The organism is Streptomyces sp. NPDC088747 (assembly GCF_044751025.1).
In the GTDB taxonomy this organism is placed as follows: domain Bacteria; phylum Actinomycetota; class Actinomycetes; order Streptomycetales; family Streptomycetaceae; genus Streptomyces.
In genome coordinates, this window is the sequence record NZ_JBIVKZ010000003.1 from 58,408 (window position 1) to 76,602 (window position 18,195).

Annotated in this window: 18 protein-coding genes; 11 read left to right on the top strand and 7 right to left on the bottom strand. The window is 71.0% G+C overall.

Going from position 1 to position 18,195, the window contains the following annotated elements; genetic code table 11:
* The first annotated feature begins 9 nt into the window (after window positions 1–9).
* The 3 genes from ACIP79_RS08605 (at window position 10) to ACIP79_RS08615 (ending at window position 2,979) form a co-directional block, all read left to right on the top strand.
* Entirely contained in the window at window positions 10–945 is a 936-nt protein-coding gene (locus ACIP79_RS08605) for a cellulose-binding protein (protein ID WP_401221104.1), read from the top strand.
* A gap of 265 nt (window positions 946–1,210) precedes the next feature.
* Window positions 1,211–2,206 carry an ABC transporter ATP-binding protein gene (locus ACIP79_RS08610; RefSeq protein ID WP_401221107.1) on the top strand — a complete coding sequence of 332 codons (996 nt, stop codon included), beginning with the start codon at window positions 1,211–1,213 and terminating at the stop codon, window positions 2,204–2,206.
* A gap of 2 nt (window positions 2,207–2,208) precedes the next feature.
* A complete protein-coding gene (locus ACIP79_RS08615; RefSeq protein ID WP_387183921.1) occupies window positions 2,209–2,979 on the top strand; it encodes an ABC transporter permease in 771 nt (256 codons plus the stop codon).
* On the opposite strand, the gene ACIP79_RS08620 is transcribed toward ACIP79_RS08615, so the two are convergent.
* The gene (locus tag ACIP79_RS08620) at window positions 2,960–3,952 is read right to left on the bottom strand and encodes a hypothetical protein (RefSeq protein ID WP_401221111.1); all 993 of its coding nucleotides are present in this window, start codon (window positions 3,950–3,952) and stop codon (window positions 2,960–2,962) included. The genes ACIP79_RS08615 and ACIP79_RS08620 overlap by 20 nt on opposite strands.
* 287 nt (window positions 3,953–4,239) lie before the next feature.
* On the opposite strand from ACIP79_RS08620, the gene ACIP79_RS08625 reads away from it, so the two are divergent.
* From ACIP79_RS08625 to ACIP79_RS08635, 3 genes are all read left to right on the top strand, one after another.
* Complete coding sequence (locus ACIP79_RS08625; protein WP_401221113.1) at window positions 4,240–5,130, top strand: hypothetical protein; 891 nt, start codon at window positions 4,240–4,242, stop codon at window positions 5,128–5,130.
* 185 nt (window positions 5,131–5,315) lie between these two features.
* Window positions 5,316–6,557 carry an ABC transporter ATP-binding protein gene (locus ACIP79_RS08630; protein ID WP_401221116.1) on the top strand — a complete coding sequence of 414 codons (1,242 nt, stop codon included), beginning with the start codon at window positions 5,316–5,318 and terminating at the stop codon, window positions 6,555–6,557.
* Entirely contained in the window at window positions 6,554–7,393 is an 840-nt protein-coding gene (locus ACIP79_RS08635; protein WP_401221119.1) for an ABC transporter permease, read from the top strand. The genes ACIP79_RS08630 and ACIP79_RS08635 overlap by 4 nt, the downstream gene beginning before the upstream one ends.
* Before the next feature lie 23 nt (window positions 7,394–7,416).
* Here the strand turns inward: ACIP79_RS08635 and ACIP79_RS08640 are convergent, their stop codons facing one another.
* On the bottom strand, window positions 7,417–7,749 hold the full coding sequence (locus tag ACIP79_RS08640; RefSeq protein WP_383681162.1) for an ATP/GTP-binding protein: 333 nt from the start codon (window positions 7,747–7,749) through the stop codon (window positions 7,417–7,419).
* 221 nt (window positions 7,750–7,970) lie between these two features.
* On the opposite strand from ACIP79_RS08640, the gene ACIP79_RS08645 reads away from it, so the two are divergent.
* Window positions 7,971–8,999: an LLM class flavin-dependent oxidoreductase gene (locus tag ACIP79_RS08645; RefSeq protein WP_401221122.1), complete on the top strand. Its 1,029-nt coding sequence runs from the start codon at window positions 7,971–7,973 to the stop codon at window positions 8,997–8,999.
* A 152-nt stretch (window positions 9,000–9,151) separates the two neighbouring features.
* On the opposite strand, the gene ACIP79_RS08650 is transcribed toward ACIP79_RS08645, so the two are convergent.
* The gene (locus tag ACIP79_RS08650) at window positions 9,152–9,544 is read right to left on the bottom strand and encodes an SCO5389 family protein (protein ID WP_383681158.1); all 393 of its coding nucleotides are present in this window, start codon (window positions 9,542–9,544) and stop codon (window positions 9,152–9,154) included.
* A 243-nt stretch (window positions 9,545–9,787) separates the two neighbouring features.
* Between ACIP79_RS08650 and nucS the strand changes: the two genes are divergently transcribed.
* Entirely contained in the window at window positions 9,788–10,459 is a 672-nt protein-coding gene (gene nucS / locus ACIP79_RS08655; protein ID WP_401221126.1) for an endonuclease NucS, read from the top strand.
* 95 nt (window positions 10,460–10,554) lie between these two features.
* Here nucS and ACIP79_RS08660 read toward each other — a convergent pair whose 3' ends face one another.
* From ACIP79_RS08660 to ACIP79_RS08670, 3 genes are all read right to left on the bottom strand, one after another.
* Window positions 10,555–13,074: an ATP-binding protein gene (locus ACIP79_RS08660; RefSeq protein WP_401221129.1), complete on the bottom strand. Its 2,520-nt coding sequence runs from the start codon at window positions 13,072–13,074 to the stop codon at window positions 10,555–10,557.
* Window positions 13,075–13,472: 398 nt separating this feature from the next.
* Window positions 13,473–13,796, bottom strand: a complete 324-nt coding sequence (locus tag ACIP79_RS08665; RefSeq protein WP_383681153.1) for an STAS domain-containing protein — start codon at window positions 13,794–13,796, stop codon at window positions 13,473–13,475.
* Between the two features lie 174 nt (window positions 13,797–13,970).
* Window positions 13,971–14,819 carry a 3-hydroxyacyl-CoA dehydrogenase family protein gene (locus ACIP79_RS08670; RefSeq protein ID WP_387183901.1) on the bottom strand — a complete coding sequence of 283 codons (849 nt, stop codon included), beginning with the start codon at window positions 14,817–14,819 and terminating at the stop codon, window positions 13,971–13,973.
* Between the two features lie 267 nt (window positions 14,820–15,086).
* On the opposite strand from ACIP79_RS08670, the gene ACIP79_RS08675 reads away from it, so the two are divergent.
* Complete coding sequence (locus ACIP79_RS08675; protein ID WP_383681150.1) at window positions 15,087–15,659, top strand: cob(I)yrinic acid a,c-diamide adenosyltransferase; 573 nt, start codon at window positions 15,087–15,089, stop codon at window positions 15,657–15,659.
* Here ACIP79_RS08675 and ACIP79_RS08680 read toward each other — a convergent pair.
* Entirely contained in the window at window positions 15,576–16,211 is a 636-nt protein-coding gene (locus tag ACIP79_RS08680) for a hypothetical protein (protein ID WP_401221133.1), read from the bottom strand. The two genes, ACIP79_RS08675 and ACIP79_RS08680, sit on opposite strands and share 84 nt — an antisense overlap.
* Before the next feature lie 152 nt (window positions 16,212–16,363).
* Here ACIP79_RS08680 and ACIP79_RS08685 point away from each other — a divergent pair, with 152 nt between their 5' ends.
* Both ACIP79_RS08685 and ACIP79_RS08690 read left to right on the top strand, forming a co-directional pair.
* Window positions 16,364–17,560, top strand: coding sequence for a sensor histidine kinase (locus tag ACIP79_RS08685; protein WP_401221136.1), 1,197 nt, complete (start codon window positions 16,364–16,366; stop codon window positions 17,558–17,560).
* On the top strand, window positions 17,557–18,195 hold the full coding sequence (locus tag ACIP79_RS08690) for a response regulator (protein WP_401221139.1): 639 nt from the start codon (window positions 17,557–17,559) through the stop codon (window positions 18,193–18,195). The genes ACIP79_RS08685 and ACIP79_RS08690 overlap by 4 nt, the downstream gene beginning before the upstream one ends.

An 18,195-nucleotide genomic window follows, 5' to 3' on the forward strand; every position in this document is an offset into this window, starting at 1 on the left:
AGGAACCCCATGAGCGACACTTCCCCCTACGGCTTCGAGCTTGTGCGGCGTGGGTACGACCGCGCTCAGGTGGACGAACGCATTTCGAAGCTCGTCTCCGACCGTGACAGCGCTCTGGCCCGTATCACTGCTCTCGAAAAGCGCATTGAGGAACTCCACCTCGAGACGCAGAACGCCCAGGCCCAGGTAAGCGACGCTGAGCCGTCGTACGCCGGGCTCGGCGCGCGCGTCGAGAAGATCCTCCGCCTCGCCGAGGAGGAGGCCAAGGACCTGCGCGAGGAGGCCCGTCGCGCGTCCGAGCAGCACCGCGAGCTCGCCGAGTCGGCGGCCCAGCAGGTGCGCAACGACGCAGAATCGTTCGCTGCGGACCGCAAGGCCAAGGCGGAGGACGAGGGCGTCCGGATCCTTGAGAAGGCCAAGGGCGACGCCTCGCAGTTGCGACAGGAGGCGACGAAGGACGCGCAGTCCAAGCGCGAGGAGGCGGACGCCCTCTTCGAGGAGACCCGCGCCAAGGCCGCGCAGGCCGCCGCCGACTTCGAGACGAACCTCGCCAAGCGGCGTGAGCAGTCCGAGCGTGACCTGGCTTCCCGCCAGGCCAAGGCGGAGAAGCGTCTCGCGGAGATCGAGCACCGCGCGGAGCAGCTCCGCCTGGAGGCGGAGAAGCTGCGCACGGACGCCGAGCGCCGCGCCCGCCAGACGGTGGAGACGGCTCAGCGCCAGTCCGAGGACATCGTGGCGGACGCGAACGCCAAGGCCGACCGCATCCGCTCGGAGTCCGAGCGCGAGCTGGCGGCTCTGACGAACCGTCGCGACTCGATCAACGCCCAGCTCACGAACGTCCGCGAGATGCTCGCGACGCTCACGGGCGCCGCGGTGGCGGCCGCCACCACGCCGGCCGAGGACGAGCCGATCTCGCGCGGGGTACCGGCTCAGCAGTCCCGGTAGTTCCTGACACCTCGCCAGTCGCGCGTATCGACGACGGCCCGCACCCCTTCCCGGGGAGGCGGGCCGTCGCCGTTCCCGGAGGGCGCGGGCCGGCGCCGTTCCCGGGGAAGCAGGTGTCGCCGTACGCACGATGACGGGACGGTCGTACGCGTGAGAGCGCGGCGGTCGTACGCATGATGACGCGTCGGTCCGGACACGGTGAACAGGCGGCAAAAACACCCGCGCCCAAGTGGCACCGGCGCAACGGCCGTCTTAGCGTGGCCGCATGATCGAGCTCGAGGGGCTGACCAAGCGGTACGGCGACAAGGTGGCGGTCAACAACCTCACGTTCGCCGTCAGACCGGGGATCGTGACGGGCTTCCTCGGCCCCAACGGCGCCGGCAAGTCCACGACCATGCGGATGATGCTCGGCCTCGACCGGCCCACCGCGGGCGACGTGCGGATCGACGGTCAGCACTACGACGGCCTCAAGGACCCGCTGAAGTACATCGGCGCCCTGCTCGACGCCAAGGCCATGCACGGCGGACGCAGCGCCTTCAACCACCTGCTCTGCCTCGCGCAGAGCAACGGCATCTCCAAGGCGCGGGTGCACGAGGTCCTGGACACGGTCGGGCTGACGGCGGTCGCGAAGAAGAAGGCCAAGGGGTTCTCGCTCGGCATGGGCCAGCGGCTCGGCATCGCGGGGGCGCTGCTCGGCGATCCGCGGATCCTGATGTTCGACGAACCGGTCAACGGGCTCGACCCCGAGGGCATCCACTGGATCCGCAATCTCATGAAGTCCCTGGCGTCCCAGGGCCGCACGGTCTTCGTCTCCTCGCACCTGATGAGCGAGATGGCGCTGACCGCCGACCACCTCGTCGTCATCGGCCAGGGCCGGCTGCTCGCCGACACCTCCATGGCGGACTTCATCCGGCAGAACTCGCGGTCCTACGTCCGGATCCGCACCCCCCAGCGCGAGCGCTTCCTCGACGTGCTGCACAGTGCCGGGACCACCGTCGTCGAGGCGGGCAACGGCACGCTGGAGGTGGACGGCTCCAAGGCGGAGGACATCGGGGAGCTGGCCGCCCGGCACCAGATCGTGCTGCACGAGCTCAGTCCCCAACAGGCCTCTCTGGAGGAAGCGTTCATGCAGCTCACCGCGGAGTCGGTGGAGTACCACGCGCACTCCGGCACCCCGGACGCCGGGCTCCTGGGCACCCCGCCCCCGGGGACCCCGGCACCACCCCCGCAGCAGCGGGGCGACGACTGGAAGAGGGGCTGACCATGGCGGCGACACAGGTCCTCCAGTCCGAGTGGACCAAGATCCGCTCCGTAGCGTCCACTATCTGGACGCTCGGTCTCGCCGCGGTCGTCACGATCGCGCTCGGCATCCTGATCTCGCTCCTGTCCAAGAACGACTTCGACAACCTGAGCGAGAACGACAAGCTGTCCTTCGACCCGACGTTCATCAGCTTCGCGGGCATGAGCCTCGGTCAGCTCGCGATGATCGTGTTCGGGGTGCTCGTCGTCTCGAACGAGTACAGCACCGGCATGATCCGCACCTCGCTCGCGGCCGTCCCGCAGCGCGGCACGTTCCTCTTCAGCAAGATCGCGGTGGCGACGGTCCTCGCCTTCGTCGTCGGCATCATCACCAGCTTCGTCGCCTTCTTCCTGGGGCAGGCGATGCTCGGCTCGCACAAGGCGTCGATCGGCGACCCCGGAGTGCTGCGCGCGGTGATCGGCGGCGGCCTCTACATGACGCTCATCGCCGTCTTCTCGATGGGCGTCGCGACGATGCTGCGCAGCCCGATGCTCTCCCTCGGCATCCTGATGCCGTTCTTCTTCCTGATCTCCAACATCCTGGGCAACGTCTCCGCCACCAAGAAGATCGGCCAGTACCTCCCCGACCAGGCCGGCAGCAGGATCATGCAGGTCGTCACCCCCATCGACGACGACACTCCGTACGGGCCCTGGGGCGGCCTCGCGATCATGGTGGCGTGGGTGGCGCTGGCCGTCCTCGGCGGTTACGCCCTGCTCAAGAGGCGGGACGCGTAGGAGCGCCACCGCCGGGGCGGGCCGGGGCCGTCGGGTCGTCGCCGTTCGGCCCCGGTGCGGGCGCGGGATCCTCGCCGTCCGGGCCCGGGGATGGAGCGGGCGCGGGATCGTCGCCGTCCGGCAGGGACTCCAGCACTCCGTCGAAGTGCGACCAGCCCTCCCAGTGCCACACGTCCCTGTCCAGGTCCGGCTGGAGCGGTACGAAGCGGCCGAGTTCGAAGTCACCGGCCTCCAGGTCGAACCAGCGCTCGTCGGCGACCTCGGTGCCCAGGCCCACAGTTCGCGCCGTGAGCCGCACGAGCAGCTTCACGCCGTGCGACCCGGCCAGGTCCTTGCCCTGGATGTGCCGGAAGGGCAGCTCGGTCACCGGCGCTTCCACCGGTATCCACACGGTGAAGGGCGCCCCGCGCTCGACCGCGAGCCAGGACCGCTCCTCCGCGGGCTCCCCCTTGGCGTCCAGCACCCTCAGCCACTGCTTGTAGATCACCATGCTGCCGTCGTGCGGCGAGTGCTCCAGATAGCGCAGATGGGCGCGGGCCCGCAGGTCGACGACCGAGAGGTTGTCGAAGCGGTTGTAGAAGCGGACGGCGATGATCGCGTCCTCGCTGTCCGCGTGGTCCCGCGAATAGCCGGGGAAGTCCGCGGTCCAGGCGTGCGAGACACTGGCCCGCTTCCGCCAGACGAACGGCCGCAGCGCGAACAGCTTGATCAGCACGATTCCCAGCAGCACCGCGGGCGCCAGCGCGCCGGTGACCGAGGCGAAGGTGGCAAGCAGCTGGTGCGCCGTGCTGTCCGGCTCCGGTTCCAGGTTGTCGGTCCCGACGCAGGCGCGCAGCACCGTGAGACTGAGGTCGAAGAGCCTCTCCACGCTGGAGAAACGCTGTTCGACCGAGCGCGGCGAGTGTTCCGTCAGCGTCCACAGCACCGCGACGACGACGGAGAGCCCGGCCAGCGCGCCGAGGGTCATCAGCATCAGGGCGTGGACGCTGCGACCGGCGATCCACCAGCGAACGGAGGTACGAAAGCGTGGATGCGGCCGACGCCCCGCGCGCTGCCGCCAGCGGCCGGGTCCACTTCTCAGTAAGCTCAACTCACAACTCCCGTAACCGATTTCGCCACCACTCGTACAATGGCACGGCATGATTCCCGGTGTTCGTTCCGGCCAACCCCGCTTCGGCGGGGAGATCGGGGCCCGTCCCGGGTAGACATCGCGTGGAACGCTGTGCCCGTATCGCGCGACCACCCCCGAAGGGCGTCACCGTGACGACGAAGGACCGAAGCCTCCAAGCGCTTGGCCTGGACGACGTGCCGGCCAAGCAGCCGCTCACGTATCCGGGCCGCCCCACCACCGAGCCGTCCCTGCTGACCGGGGGCGAGCTGCTGCACCTCGGTGTCCGGCCGCTGCGGCTCGGCGAGTGGTTCGTGGAGGAGCGGGAGGAGTCACAGCGCCTCGACGAGACCCTCGCGGGCCTCGGCCAGGTCACCGCCGGGCGCCGCCACCCGGTGATCGCCGTCGGCTCGAACGCCTCCCCCGGCCAGGTCGCCCACAAGCTCACCCGGCTCGGCATCCCGGCGACCGTGCCGATGGTGCCGGTGCGGGTGCGCGGCATCGGCGTCGGCTGCTCGGGGCACATCAGCCCCGCCGGGTACGTGGCGGGGACGCCGTACGTCGACCGGGACGCGCGGACCACGCTCGTCGTCACCTGGCTGGACTCGACGCAGCTCAAGGCGGTCGACGACACCGAGTTCCCCGACTACCGGCGGGCGATACTCCCCGGCGACGCGTTCGAGATGACCATGCCGTCGGGTGAGCGGCTCGGCGCCGCGTACATCTACTTCAGCGCGCACGGCGTACTCGCCGACCCGGCGACCGGGCAGCCGCGCCCCGGCGGCGGCGACCAGTCCGCGCTGCTCGCCGCGCTGCTGGCGGGCTCCGCCCGGCTGCGCGATCTGCTCGGCCCCGACCCGGCGACCTGGGTGCGCCGCGCGGGGGGCGACTCCTCGCTGCGCGAGCGGGGCACGCTGATCTTCGGCGAGGAGGGCTGGGTGCTGCCGCAGACCGACTTCCTGCCGTACGTCGACGAGGCGGCCGAGCTCCGGCTGTACGACGACCTGCCGCCGTTGGACGACTCGCTCCCGACCCGGTTCTGAGGGGTTCCCGCCTCCGCTTCCACCTCTGACCAGGCCAGACGCGTACCTGCCAAGCCAGCCGCTTGACCTGCGCTGTTTTACTTTCTTTTGAGTGGAACCGTCAGCGCACCGATATCCTCCTAACCCTTACGGGGGCGCGTGCCCCGACGTCCGAGACGTCCAGAACCTTTCGATGGGTGCGGAGCATGATCGAGGCAGTCGGCCTGACGAAGCGCTATGGCGCCAAGACAGCCGTGTACAACCTTTCCTTCCAGGTGAGGCCGGGTGCCGTCACCGGCTTCCTCGGGCCCAACGGCTCGGGCAAGTCGACGACGATGCGGATGATCCTCGGCCTCGACAACCCCAGCTCCGGGCAGGTGACGATCGGCGGCTTCCCCTACCGCAAGCTGCCGAACGCGCCCCGTCAGGTCGGCGCGCTCCTCGACGCCAAGGCCGTGCACGGCGGCCGGCACGCCCGCAACCACCTCCTCTGCCTCGCCCAGCTGTCCGGCATCCCGGCCCGCCGCGTGGACGAGGTGCTCGGCGTGGTCGGCCTCCAGGACGTGGCCAGAAAGCGCTCCAAGGGCTTCTCGCTCGGCATGGGCCAGCGGCTCGGCATCGCCGCCGCGCTGCTCGGCGACCCGCAGGTGCTGCTCTTCGACGAACCGGTCAACGGCCTCGACCCCGAGGGCATCCTCTGGGTCCGCAACCTGATGAAGTCCCTCGCGGCGGAGGGCCGTACGGTCTTCGTCTCCTCGCACCTGATGAGCGAGATGGCGGTGACCGCCGACCACCTGATCGTGATCGGCCGCGGCCAGCTGCTCGCGGACAGCAACATCAAGGACTTCATCTCGCACAACTCGGCCGACTTCGCCCGGGTCCGCACCCCGGACACCGAGCCGCAGCAGCGCGAGAAGCTGACGTCCGCGCTGACCGAGGCCGGCGGTCAGGTGCTGCCCGAGCAGGACGGCGCGCTGCGCGTCATGGGGCTGCGGCTGCCGCAGATCAGCGACCTCGCGCACTCCGCCGACGTACGGCTGTGGGAGCTGTCGCCGCACCAGGCCTCGTTGGAGGAGGCGTACATGCGGATGACGCAGGGCGCCGTCGACTACCGCTCGACCACCGACCAGAAGGCCGGGCTCCAGCAGCAGTTGCCGCCGGGCGTGATGCCGCCGCCGCAGATGCCGGTGCCTGGGCAGGGCCAGCCGGGCTGGTACGCGCCGCCGCCGCCCCAGCAGGGCGGGCAGGCGTTCGCGATGCCGCAGGGCGGGCCGCCGCCGGGTCCCTACGGCGCGCCGGGTGCTCCCGGCGCGGCTCAGCCGGGCCCGTACAGCGCGCCGCCCGGCGGGGCGCCGCAGGCCCCGGCAGCCAACCCGTACGCCCAGTCCGCACCCCCGGCCCCCGCGCCGGCCGCCCCCGACCTGACCAAGCCCGAGGACGCCCGATGAGTACGCCCCAGCCCCCGATGCAGCAGCAGGCCGCACCCGACTGGCAGGCGGCGCCCGGAACTTCGTACACCTCGCCGATCCCGGTCGTGCGCACCCACCTGGGCCACGCGCTCGCCTCCGAGTGGACGAAGATCAAGTCGGTTCGCTCCACGATGTGGACGCTCGGGGTCTTCCTGGTCCTGGTCGTCGGCATCGGCTTCCTGGTCGCCGTCCAGACCACCGACGAGGACTTCGGCGACGTCCCGTACACGATCCCGGCGTTCTTCGGGCTGATCCTCGGGCAGATCTGCCTGATCACCCTGGGCGTCCTGGTGGTCTCGTCCGAGTACGGCACGGGCATGATCCGTACGACGTTCACGGCCTCGCCGCAGCGCCACCGGGTGCTCGCCGCGAAGCTGATCATCTTCTTCGCGGTGGCCTTCGTCGTGTCGGCCTTCGCGATCGGCATCGTCGGCCTGTTCACCTCGGGGGTTCACGACGGCGCCTCGGAGGTCTCCTGGGGCGGCACGGTGGTGATGGGCGCGCTGTACGTGTCGCTGCTCGGCGCGCTCGCCCTCGCGGTGGGTTCGATGCTGCGTCACTCGGCGGGCGCGATCACCGCGATGCTCGGCCTGGTGCTGGTGCCCGCGATCATGCCCGCGTTCCTGCTGATGTCCGAGAGCCTGCGCTCGATCGGCGACAAGATGCTGGAGTACAACGCCCCCAACGCCCTCGCCAAGATCTTCCACCTGGACGACGAGAACGGCACGGGCGGCTCGCAGCTCGGTCTGCTCGCCGTGCTGACGGCGGCGGCGATCGCCGGAGCCTTCGTCCTGCTGGAGCGCCGGGACGTCTGACGGCGCCGGGCCGGTGAAGTCGCCTAGAACCTGGGCGCGTTACGGGACCGCTGCACCCGCGAGGTGCGGCGGTCCTTCGCGTTCCAGCAGGCCTTGTGCCAGTGGCGGCGGTCGTCGACGCCCGAGTGCTCGGGCCAGGCGACCACGTGCGGGACGCCGGAGGGGATCATCTGGTCGCAGCCCGGGCAGCGATAGGTCTTGCCCTCGGCGCTCGCGCCCGCGACATGGCGCACGCTCCACTGCTCGCCCTGCCAGCTCTCCGTGGACTGAAAGCCGCCGTAGCGGCCGCCGTCGTCCGGGGCGGGGCTCGGGCCGGACGTGCCGGCGCCCTTCGGACGGTTGCGACGCGGGGACACAGGACACCTCACGGAGCTATACAGGGAGCAGGGGCCAAGTCCAGCCTACGCGGCACACACAGGGGTACGCGTACCCCGCCAAATCCACCAGATCGCCCTTCCGCCGGCCGGTTTTGCAGACAATCCGCAAATCTCTCCGTGAGGCCGTGTCCTCGGCACGTGTCGGGTGGTTATGCCGGTGGGGGAGCTCCGCGTCGGAGCCAAGGAAGCAGGAAAGCACGATGCACGTTGGAAGTTTTGTACTGGCCGCCCAGTTCCCGGGTCAGGGCCAGGGGGAGGCCCTGCACCGCGCGGTGCGGTCGGCCGAGGTCGCCGAGGAGGCCGGTCTCGACTCGGTCTGGCTGGCCGAGCACCACTTCGTCCCGTACGGCACCTGCCCGTCGGCGATCACTCTCGCGGCCCTGCTGCTCGGCCGTACCCGGCGGATCCGCGTCGGCACCGCGGTGAGCGTCCTGCCCACCGTGCACCCGGTGGCCCTCGGCGAACAGGCGGCGCTGCTGCATGTGGCGTCCGGCGGGCGGTTCTCCCTGGGTGTGGGGCGCGGCGGCCCCTGGGTCGACCTGGAGGTCTTCGGTTCGGGTCTCGCGGCCTACGAGGAGGGGTTCCCGGAATCGCTCGACCTGTTGATGCGCTGGCTGCGCGAACCGTCCGTGGCGGGCACCGGAGAGCGGTTCGGTTTCCGCGAAGTCGCCGTCGTACCACGGCCGTCGGAGTCGCTGAGCAGTGCGCCGGGCCCCGAGGTGGTGGTCGCCTGCACCTCACCGGCGAGCGTGCGGCTCGCGGCGGAGCGCGGGCTGCCGATGCTCCTCGGGATGCATGTCGGGGACGAGGAGAAGGCCGAAATGGTGTCCCTGTGGCGGCAGTACGCGCGTGTGGCCGGGCGGCCGGGCGACGAGATCCTCGCGGCGGCGCACGTGTCGGCCGGCGTCTGCCAGGTCGCGGACCGTCGCACCGACGCCGTCGAGACGCTCCTCAAGTCGATGCCCGGCTGGCTCAAGCAGGGGCTCGAGGCCCATGTGACGGTCGACGGCCGTGCCCGTGCGATGCGCGACCCGCTGGCGTACACCGAACTCCTCTGCGGGCTGCACCCGGTGGGCACTCCCCAGTTGTGCGCGGACCGGCTGGCCGCGACCTCGGAACGCACCGGCATCTCCCGCTTCGCCCTGCTCGTGGAGGGGTCGGGCGATCTGGCGGCCACCGAGGAGAACGTCCGCAGGCTCGGCTCCGAGGTACTCCCCCAGCTCCGGTGACCGCCCCGGACCCGGATGCCGACGAGCGCCCGGCGCAGCCCGTCGAGGGCCCGCCCGCGTGCCGTTCGACGGCCCGGATTCGCGGGGAGCTTGCCGCCCCGTACAGATGCACCTCCCGCGTACGGAGCGGCAAGCAGTGCGGCGTTACCGCGTCAGCAGTCCCTGAACTCGGGGGACTGGTTCAGCAGTTGACTGCGAACCGAGGTGAAACGCACCAGCGTGTCGTCCACTGAGGTGTCCAGCGGGAACACCGCCACCCGGTGGCAGTTCTGGAAGGCGAGCCGCACTCCGAAGTGCCGCTGCAACGCGCCGCGTATCGCGTCACTCGCGAGCGCGCGCAGCAGCTGGCCACGCGCCTGCTCGTCCGGCGGGGGCGTCTGGTTGTCGGCGAAGTTGCCGCCGTCCACCTTCAGCTGGGCCACCAAAGAGCTGATCATCTCCCATGCGTAGGGCAGGGAGGTCCGGACGCAGTCGACGAATTCAGCTTCGTCGACCTCGCCTCGCTCGGCCTTTTCGAGTAGGGCCGGTGAGACGTCGAGCGACATGGGTTCTCCTCTCGCACCCCCAGATCTCGGGGGTTGCCGGACAGGGAAGGGAGTTCGCGAAATCGAGCACGCTGGGTACACGCACCGCGACCTCCTGTTTATACGGTAAGCAACGGGCGGTGACGGCACCAGGAGAATGGGCACATAGCGAACTCTCACTAGGCCCACAATCAGCCACGACCGAACAGTCGTCTTCCAGGGCGAATCGCGTGTACCACTGCCCGTCGAGTAGCGTTGCCCACCATGCGTCTCGTCATTGCCCGCTGCTCCGTCGACTACGCGGGCCGGCTCACCGCCCATCTCCCGTCAGCCCCTCGCCTCATCCTCGTGAAGGCGGACGGCAGCGTCTCGATCCACGCGGACGACCGGGCCTACAAGCCCCTCAACTGGATGTCGCCGCCCTGCACCCTGAGGGAGGGCGCGGGGGACGAGGAGGGCGTCTGGACCGTCATCAACAAGGCGGGAGAGAAGCTCATCATCACGATGGAGGAGATCCTCCACGACTCCTCGCACGAACTCGGCGTGGACCCCGGCCTGATCAAGGACGGCGTGGAAGCACACCTTCAGGAACTCCTCGCGGACCGCATCGAGACTCTCGGCGAGGGCTACTCCCTCATCCGCCGCGAGTACATGACGGCCATCGGCCCCGTCGACATCCTCTGCCGGGACGCCGAGGGCCAGACCGTCGCCATCGAGATCAAGCGGCGCGGCGAGATCGACGGCGTGGAGCAACTCACCCGCTATCTGGAGCTGTTGAACCGCGACCCGCACCTCGCGCCGGTCCGCGGTGTCTTCGCCGCCCAGGAGATCAAGCCGCAGGCCCGCGTCCTCGCCACCGACCGCGGCATCGGCTGCACCGTCCTGGACTACAACGCGCTGCGCGGGATCGAGGACGACAAGCTGCGGCTGTTCTGACCGCGGGAGGCGCGCCGCGGCCGTTCCGCCGCGCGACAGACGGAAAAGGGCCGGGTCCGACAACGGACCCGGCCCTCATCGTTTCGTACGGTGCCTCAGATCACCGGGCCGCTGGGCGAACCGGCCTCGGCGCTGCTCGCGGGGGCGCTGGAGATGACCGTCTCCGGGGCGCTGGAGATGGGGCCGCCGGCGGAGTCAGGGGTGCTCGGCTCCGTGCTCGGCGAAGCCGAGGTCGGCGGCTGACTTGTCGGCGGCTCACTGCTCGGGGGCTCACTTGTCGGCGGCTCGCTGCTCGGGGGCTGGCTCGTAGACGGCTTCCCCGACGGCGAAGTCGAGGGCGACTTGGACGGCGACGTGGACGGCCCGCTCGACCCCTTCGTCCCGCTCGGATCGGCCGAAGGCCGACCGACCTCCGTGGGCGTCGGATCGTCCGAGGTCCCGTACGTGCCGTCGGGCCCCGGATCCGTCGGCGTACTCACCGCGCCCGTGGCGGAGTCGCCCCCGCCCTTCTTCGCCTTGTCCGCGCCCAGGCTGTCGTCCCCCGCGCCCTGAGTGGCCGACGGGTTGACGCCGACCTCCTCGGCGGGGGTGTTGTTGTTGGGGTCCGAGGTCGCGCCGAGCGTCACCACGGTGCCGAGCACGGCGACGAGCAGCGCGCCCGCGCCCGCGGCCACCAGGTTGCGGCGGGTGCCGCTCACCAGACGGCTCGCGACGCCCACCCGCTTGGCGGCGTGACCGGGCTCGGAGCGGTGGGTGACCAACGTCGAGGACTCGCCGGACCGTTCGGCCAGGAAGGCGGCCGGTACGCCACCCGGAGGCGACGCCGACTCCTCGGACCGCGACTCCGAGACCTCCTCGCCGGCCGTCGCGCCGACGCCGGACAGGACGGCTCCGGAGCGGTCGGAGACGAGGGTGAGGGCGCGGCGGCCCGCGGTCGTGCCGCGCTTGTCGGCGAGGGCGCCGCGCAGCCCGATGGAGGCCTCCAGCTCGACGCGGGCCCGGTCCAGCTGCCCGCCGCAGAGCGCGAGGATCCCCAACTCGTGGTGGAAGTAGGCCTGTTCGGACACCTCGCCGGAGAGCTGCGAGGCCTCGGCGCCGGACCGCAGCGCGCGCTCCCAGGCGCTCCAGTTCAGGCCGCCGGCGAACGCGGGCGCGGCCGTACGAGCCAGCAGTACGGCGGCGCTCTCCTCCTCCTCGTCCCGCGGGGCCGTGGCGAGCGGGACCAGGACGGCGAGCGCGGCGAGCAGGGCGTCGGCCTCGGCGCAGACCCGCTCCGGGGTCACCGACGGGTGCCCGGCCCACCAGGTGTAGTGCTGGGCCGCGGCGAGCGCCTGTGTATCGGCGTCGTCGGCGTATCCGGCGGCCTCCAGCTGGGCCTGCACACCGGCGGCGAGCCGGTAGCGGGAGCCGACCGGGGAGACGAGGGCGCAGCTCGCGAGTTCGGCGAGGGCGGCGTCCGCGTGGGTGTCGCCCACGAGCGCGGGCAGATGCGCCTGGTGGGGCACCTCGCCGCCCAGCGCGATCGCGAACCGCAGGGTGGCGCGGGCCGACTCGCTCAGCCGGGAGGCGAGCAGGGAGGCGGGCGCGGCGCCCTCGGCGAGCGAGGGCAGCGGGATCTCGGGGTTGTCGGCGGCGTCGAACGGCACGTCGAAGGGAGCGTCGGCCGGCACGGACTGGAAGACGCCGAACTCGTCGACGGCGCCCGCGGCGGCACTCAGCTGGTCGCGCTGTCGCAGCAGCGCGCCGGCCTGCACGAAGCGCAGCGGCAGTCCTTCGGACTCGAACCAGAGGTCGCCCGCCCAGTTCGACTCCTCCTCGGTGAGGACGCGTCCGACGGCCCGCTCAAGGAGTTCGAGGCCGCCGCTGCGGTCGAGGCCGCTGAGGAACACCTCTTCGAGGAGGGAGTCGGCGGTCGGCGCGGGGACCTCGGGTGTCGTGGCGATCACGAAGGCGCACTCGGGGGTGGCGTCGAGCAGTTCGTCGAGCGAGGCGCCGCCGAACTCCACGTCGTCGAGGACGACGACCGCGCCGATCTCGTTGAGGTGCCGGAGCAGTTCGTCCCGTTCGGGGCGGTACAGGGGAGCGTCGTAGACGGCGGCGAAGAGCTCGTACAGCACGTCGCTCGCCGTGCGCCGGTATCCGGAGAGGCGTACGACGCCGTCGGGGGCGAGGTCCGCGCAGTCGTCCGCGACGGCGTCCAGCAGGCTGGTGCGGCCCGAGCCGGGGGCTCCGGTGAGCCGGACCGAGCGGCCGCGCGCGAGGAGGCGTACGAGCCGCTCGCGTTCCTCCTGGCGCTCCAGGAGCGGCAGTCGGGCCTGGGCGGGGCCGGGCGGGACGGGTGCCTGGGTCGCGCGGCTCAGTTCGGCGCGTTCCGCGGCGCTGTGCTTCACCGGGCGCGGCGGCCGCTCCCCCGGCGGGCAGATCTCTATCTCACTGCCGTCCACGGGGTTGACCGTGAGCAGGAGGTCGCCCGAGACGAGCTGGACGGTGCGCGCGAGTGTCGGTGAGTGCTGCCCGAAGTCGGTCGTGAGCGGTTCGCGCGGCGGGCGCGAGCGAGGCGCCTGGCCGTCGTCGTCATGGCCGTACTCTTCGGGTCCCCGGTTGTTCGGGTCCATGTTCCAAGCCCCCCAAAAGCGTCGTGTGCGGGTGTTGTCGTCGGACTCCCGGCGTCCGCCCGGGGGGCGGGCCGCGCGGCGTCGGGTGCGTGCGATCGCAAAGCGTCGGCGTGTCCTGGCGGTGGGGCCACCAGGACGTTTCGGCGACGCGGCGAGCTGCGTGCCAGACGTCGCGCGGCGGACGGGAGTCCGGCGTCAGCACCCCGGCCCCTCCCGGCCTTGCTGCACACCGCGCTGTCGCTTCTGGTCCGGTGCCCGCTACAGGGTTTCAGTCGGCGGGCAGCCGAACCCTAAACCTTCGCACAGTATCTACGAACAGCCGGGGTACCGCGCGGTCCGAGACGTCACAGCTTCGTGAGGATTGTGCGCGTGATGCCGTTCGTACGCCGTTGTGCCGGTCATACCCGGGGCAGTGACTCCACGCCGATGCCGCCCTCGATCGCCAGGATCCGGTGCAGCCGGGTGGCCACCAGCAGGCGTTGCATCTGCGGCGGTACGTCACGCAGCACAAGTCGCCGGCCGCACCGCCCGGCACGTCGGTGGGCTCCCATGATGACGCCGAGGCCGGTGGCGTCCCAGGAGTCCAGCTCGGACAGGTCGAGCACCAGGTCGCCGGCTCCGTCGTCGACGGCCGAGTGCAGGACCGTGCGGGCGTCCGCCGCGCTGCGTACGTCGAGGCGGCCCCCGACGACCAGCTCGGTGTGGTCGCCCCTGATGTACATATGCGCTCCCCGAGAGTGCTTCTCGTGCTCCGCGTCTGTCTGTGCACCGTCTGACTGCCCGAAGGGCAGTGTGGTTGCTGCTTGTGAGCGAACCGATACCGAATTCACCTCAACGGGTGATACCCCAGAGGCGTGTGCGGTTTCCGTGACCGCCAGTGGCGGGTGGTGCTCGGTTCAGTGCTTGTAGAAGCCCTGCCCGCTCTTGCGTCCGATGTCACCGGCGTCAACCATCCGGCGCATCAGCTCGGGCGGCGCGAACTTCTCGTCCTGGGTCTCGGTGTAGATGTTGCCGGTGGCGTGCAGCAGGATGTCGACGCCCGTGAGGTCGGCGGTGGCCAGGGGTCCCATGGCGTGGCCGAAGCCCAGCCGGCAGGCGAGGTCGATGTCCTCGGCGCTGGCGACGCCCGACTCGTACAGCTTCGTCGCCTCGACGACCAGCGCCGAGATGAGACGGGTCGTCACGAAGCCGGCGACGTCACGGTTGACGACGATGCAGGTCTTGCCGACGGACTCGGCGAACTCCCGCGCGGTGGCGAGGGTTTCGTCGCTCGTCTTGTAGCCGCGGACCAGCTCGACGAGCTGCATCATCGGCACCGGCGAGAAGAAGTGCACGCCGACGACCCGCTCCGGATGTGCGGTGGCCGCCGCGATCTTGGTGATGGGGATCGCGGAGGTGTTGGAGGCGAGCACGGTGTCCTCGCGGACGATGCCGTCGAGCGTCCGGAAGATCTCGTGCTTGACCTCGAGCTTCTCGAAGACCGCTTCGACGACGACGTCCGCGTCGGCGGCGGCGTCCAGATCCGTGGTGGCCGTGATGCGCCCGAGCGCGGCGTCCGCGTCCGCGGCGTCCAGCTTGCCCTTGCTCACGAACTTGTCGTAAGAGGTCCTGATGCCGTCGATGCCACGCTTCAGCGCCTCGTCGGTGACATCGCGCAGGACGACGTCCCAGCCCGCCTGAGCGGATACTTGGGCGATGCCGGACCCCATGAGTCCGGCTCCGATGACGGCGAGCTTCCGTGCCACTCCGACTCCCCTTAACACGCTGTTCAAATTGGCCTCTCCGGCGGACCATAGCGCTCGTGAGGGCCCGTGTGTCCGCTTAGTAATGCGCGTCACGTCTCAACAGACGGACATCACACCGGATGGCTCACCCAGCCTCCCGCGGCCCCCAGTTGAGTGCCCCCGGGACCTCGCTCGGCGCCGTCGTGAGCCGCCCCCGTCCGCACCGCGCCGCCGTGACGGTGGGCACACGTGCCCGCCGGAGGGCCGGGGCCTAACTACGCTGGCCCCATGGTCAATCTGACGCGCATCTACACCAGGACCGGCGACCAGGGCACCACCGCTCTCGGCGACATGAGCCGGGTCGCCAAGACCGACCTGCGGATCTCCGCGTACGCGGACGCCAACGAGGCGAACGCGGTGCTCGGGACGGCGATCGCGCTCGGCGGACTCGACGAGGAGGTCGTCGCCGTGCTCACCCGGGTGCAGAACGACCTGTTCGACGTGGGCGCCGACCTGTCGACGCCGGTGGCCGAGGACCCGGCGTACCCGCCGCTGCGGGTCGAGCAGTTCTACGTCGACCGGCTGGAGGCGGACTGCGACCGCTTCAACGAACGGCTGGAGAAGCTCCGCTCCTTCATCCTGCCCGGCGGCACGCCCGGCGCGGCTCTGCTGCACCAGGCGTGCACGGTCGTACGGCGGGCCGAGCGGTCGACGTGGGCGGCCCTGGAGGCGCACGGCGAGGTCATGAACCCGCTCACCGCGACCTACCTCAACCGGCTATCGGACCTGCTCTTCATCCTTGCCCGTACGGCGAACAAGGACGTCGGGGACGTGCTCTGGGTCCCGGGCGGGGAGCGCTGAGCCGGTCTCCTCCTTGAGTTGGCCCGGGTCCTTCTTGGGCCAGACCGTGTAGGTCAGGGCCACCAGGCCGTGGATTCCCGCCACCCGCAGGGCCACCCACTGGAAGGACCGCAAGGACTCGGTGTCGCCGTCGCCGACGTACCAGACCGCGGCCTGGAGGAGGGCGCAGGCCACGGCGGCCATCAGGACCGTACGGAGCCAGAGGGCGCCCTCGTGGCGGGCGCGGGCCATGCCGTAGCGGGGCGGCTTCGGCGGCGGCGGGGCGCCCGTGAGGCGGTGGGCCGCGTGGCCGTCCAGCCAGCGGATCGTGTAGTGCCCGTAGGCGACGGTGAAGCCGATGTAGAGCGCGGCGAGCCCGTGCTCCCAGCTCGGATCCGCGCCGTTCCTGAGATCGATCGCCGTCACGACGAACAGCACGAGTTCCAGCACGGGCTCGCACAGCAGCAGGACCACACTGGTGCGGCGCATCCCCAGCAGGTAACGGACGGCCAGACCCGCGGCCAGCAGCACCCAGAAGCCGACCTCACAGGCGATGATCAGTGCGACGATCACGGTTCGCTCCTTTCGGTCACCTCTCAAGGCTCGCGTGCGCGGCGGCGCGAATCGTCGTCGGCGATGACGAAGCCGCACTGCATCCTTCGATGTAGCCGCGGACCGTCCCACGGGATCAGGCGACGCGGTGGCGTTCCGTGTTGGATGGAGTCATGGCCGTGACACTCCCCCGCCCGCACCGGGACGACGCGCGTATCGCGCTCGCGGGACTGCTCGGCGGCCTCCTCGTGTGGGGCGCGGGTCTCGGCAGCCGGCCGGCCGACGAACCGGTCGTACTCTGGCCCGGACAGTGGCCGATCCTCCTCCCGCTCGCGGTGATGACCGGCTGCGAGCTGCTGCGGCGGACCCGGCCGCGCTCGGCGCTGCTGATCGGCACCGCCGCGCTGGCCCTCGACACGCTCACGCAGGGCAACCTGGTGACCGTCGTGATGTTCACCGACCTCGTGTACGCCACGGTGGTGTACGGGCCGCCCGCCACCGCCCGCCGGGTCCTGTGGATCAGCGGGCTGTCCACCGTGGTCGGCGCGGTGGTGCCGTTCGCGGTGTGGCGGGTACCGGAGACCCTGCTGGTCGGCGTGGTCATCGGCATCGTGGTGTTCACGCCCGCGGCCACCGGCTGGGTCGTGCGCAACCACCGGGACATCGCCGTCGCCGAACGCCTGCGCGCCGAACAGACCGCGCTGCTCGCCGAGATCGACCGCACCCAGGCGGTCACGGCCGAACGCGCCCGGATGGCAAGGGAGTTGCACGACATGGTCGCCAACCACCTCTCGGCGATCGCCATCCACTCCACCGCCGCGCTCTCCCTCGACGACCCCGCCACCTCGAAGGACGCGCTCACCGTGATCCGCGAGAACAGCGTCGAGGGCCTCGCCGAGATGCGGCGGCTCATCGGCATCCTGCGCGACGACAGCGGCGACAGGGAGCCCGCGGCGGCTCCCACCCTCGGCGGCCTCGACACGCTGGCGGAGAGCGCCCGCACCAACGGGCTCGACGTCGCCCTCGACGCCGTCCACGACTCCCGGCTGCCCGCCCCGGTCGAACTCGCCGCCTACCGCATCGTCCAGGAGTCCCTGACCAACGCCCTCAAGCACGCCTCCCCCGGCCGCGTCACCGTCACCCTGGCCCAGCTCGACGGCTCCCTCACCGTGCGCGTCACCAGCCCGTACGGTGACCGCGACGGGCCGCGCGCGCCGGGCTCCGGGGCCGGTCTGGTCGGGATGCGGGAGCGGGTCGCCCTGCTGAACGGCACGTTCGAGGCGGGCCCCGAGGTCTCGGGCCGTGCCAAGGTCTGGACCGTGCGCGCCACCCTGCCGATCACTCACAGAACCGTTGGAGAGACCGAATGATCCGCGTGCTCGTCGCCGAGGACCAGTCCGCCGTACGGGCCGGGCTCGTCCTCATCCTGCGCAGCGCGCCCGACATCGAGGTGGTCGGCGAGGCCGAGGACGGCGAGCGCGCGGTCGAACTCGCCCGCGAACTCCGGCCGGACCTCGTCCTGATGGACATTCAGATGCCTCGCCTCGACGGCGTCTCGGCGACCCGTCAGGTCGTCGACGAGCAGTTGGCCGACGTGCTCGTGCTGACCACCTTCGACCTCGACGAGTACGTCTTCGGGGCGCTGCGCGCGGGCGCGTCGGGGTTCCTGCTGAAGAACACCGAGGCCCGCGACCTCCTGGAGGCGGTCCGCACGGTCGCCCGCGGCGAGGGGCTCATCTCGCCCACGGTCACCCGCCGGCTGATCGCCGAGTTCGCGGCGAAGCCCGTACGGGAAGGGTCTGATCCGGCGATCCTGGAAGCGCTCACCCGGCGGGAACGCGAGGTGCTCTCCTGCCTCGGCGAGGGAATGTCCAACGCGGAGGTGGCGATCCGCCTCGACATGGCGGAGGCGACGGTGAAGACCCACGTCAGCCGCCTGCTGGGCAAGCTCGAACTGCGCAGCCGGGTCCAAGCGGCGGTGCTCGCGCAGGAGTTGGGCGTGTAA

Bases quoted from the DNA above. Each gene is read 5' to 3' on its own strand.
- ACIP79_RS08630 (WP_401221116.1), top strand. From the start codon at position 5,316: ATGATCGAGGCAGTCGGCCTGACGAAGCGCTATGGCGCCAAGACAGCC.
- ACIP79_RS08605 (WP_401221104.1), top strand. From the start codon at position 10: ATGAGCGACACTTCCCCCTACGGCTTCGAGCTTGTGCGGCGTGGGTAC.
- ACIP79_RS08645 (WP_401221122.1), top strand. From the start codon at position 7,971: ATGCACGTTGGAAGTTTTGTACTGGCCGCCCAGTTCCCGGGTCAGGGC.
- ACIP79_RS08690 (WP_401221139.1), top strand. From the start codon at position 17,557: ATGATCCGCGTGCTCGTCGCCGAGGACCAGTCCGCCGTACGGGCCGGG.
- ACIP79_RS08610 (WP_401221107.1), top strand. From the start codon at position 1,211: ATGATCGAGCTCGAGGGGCTGACCAAGCGGTACGGCGACAAGGTGGCG.
- ACIP79_RS08650 (WP_383681158.1), bottom strand. From the start codon at position 9,544: ATGTCGCTCGACGTCTCACCGGCCCTACTCGAAAAGGCCGAGCGAGGC.
- ACIP79_RS08665 (WP_383681153.1), bottom strand. From the start codon at position 13,796: ATGTACATCAGGGGCGACCACACCGAGCTGGTCGTCGGGGGCCGCCTC.
- ACIP79_RS08615 (WP_387183921.1), top strand. From the start codon at position 2,209: ATGGCGGCGACACAGGTCCTCCAGTCCGAGTGGACCAAGATCCGCTCC.
- nucS (WP_401221126.1), top strand. From the start codon at position 9,788: ATGCGTCTCGTCATTGCCCGCTGCTCCGTCGACTACGCGGGCCGGCTC.
- ACIP79_RS08675 (WP_383681150.1), top strand. From the start codon at position 15,087: ATGGTCAATCTGACGCGCATCTACACCAGGACCGGCGACCAGGGCACC.
- ACIP79_RS08685 (WP_401221136.1), top strand. From the start codon at position 16,364: ATGGCCGTGACACTCCCCCGCCCGCACCGGGACGACGCGCGTATCGCG.
- ACIP79_RS08620 (WP_401221111.1), bottom strand. From the start codon at position 3,952: ATGCTGATGACCCTCGGCGCGCTGGCCGGGCTCTCCGTCGTCGTCGCG.
- ACIP79_RS08660 (WP_401221129.1), bottom strand. From the start codon at position 13,074: ATGGACCCGAACAACCGGGGACCCGAAGAGTACGGCCATGACGACGAC.
- ACIP79_RS08635 (WP_401221119.1), top strand. From the start codon at position 6,554: ATGAGTACGCCCCAGCCCCCGATGCAGCAGCAGGCCGCACCCGACTGG.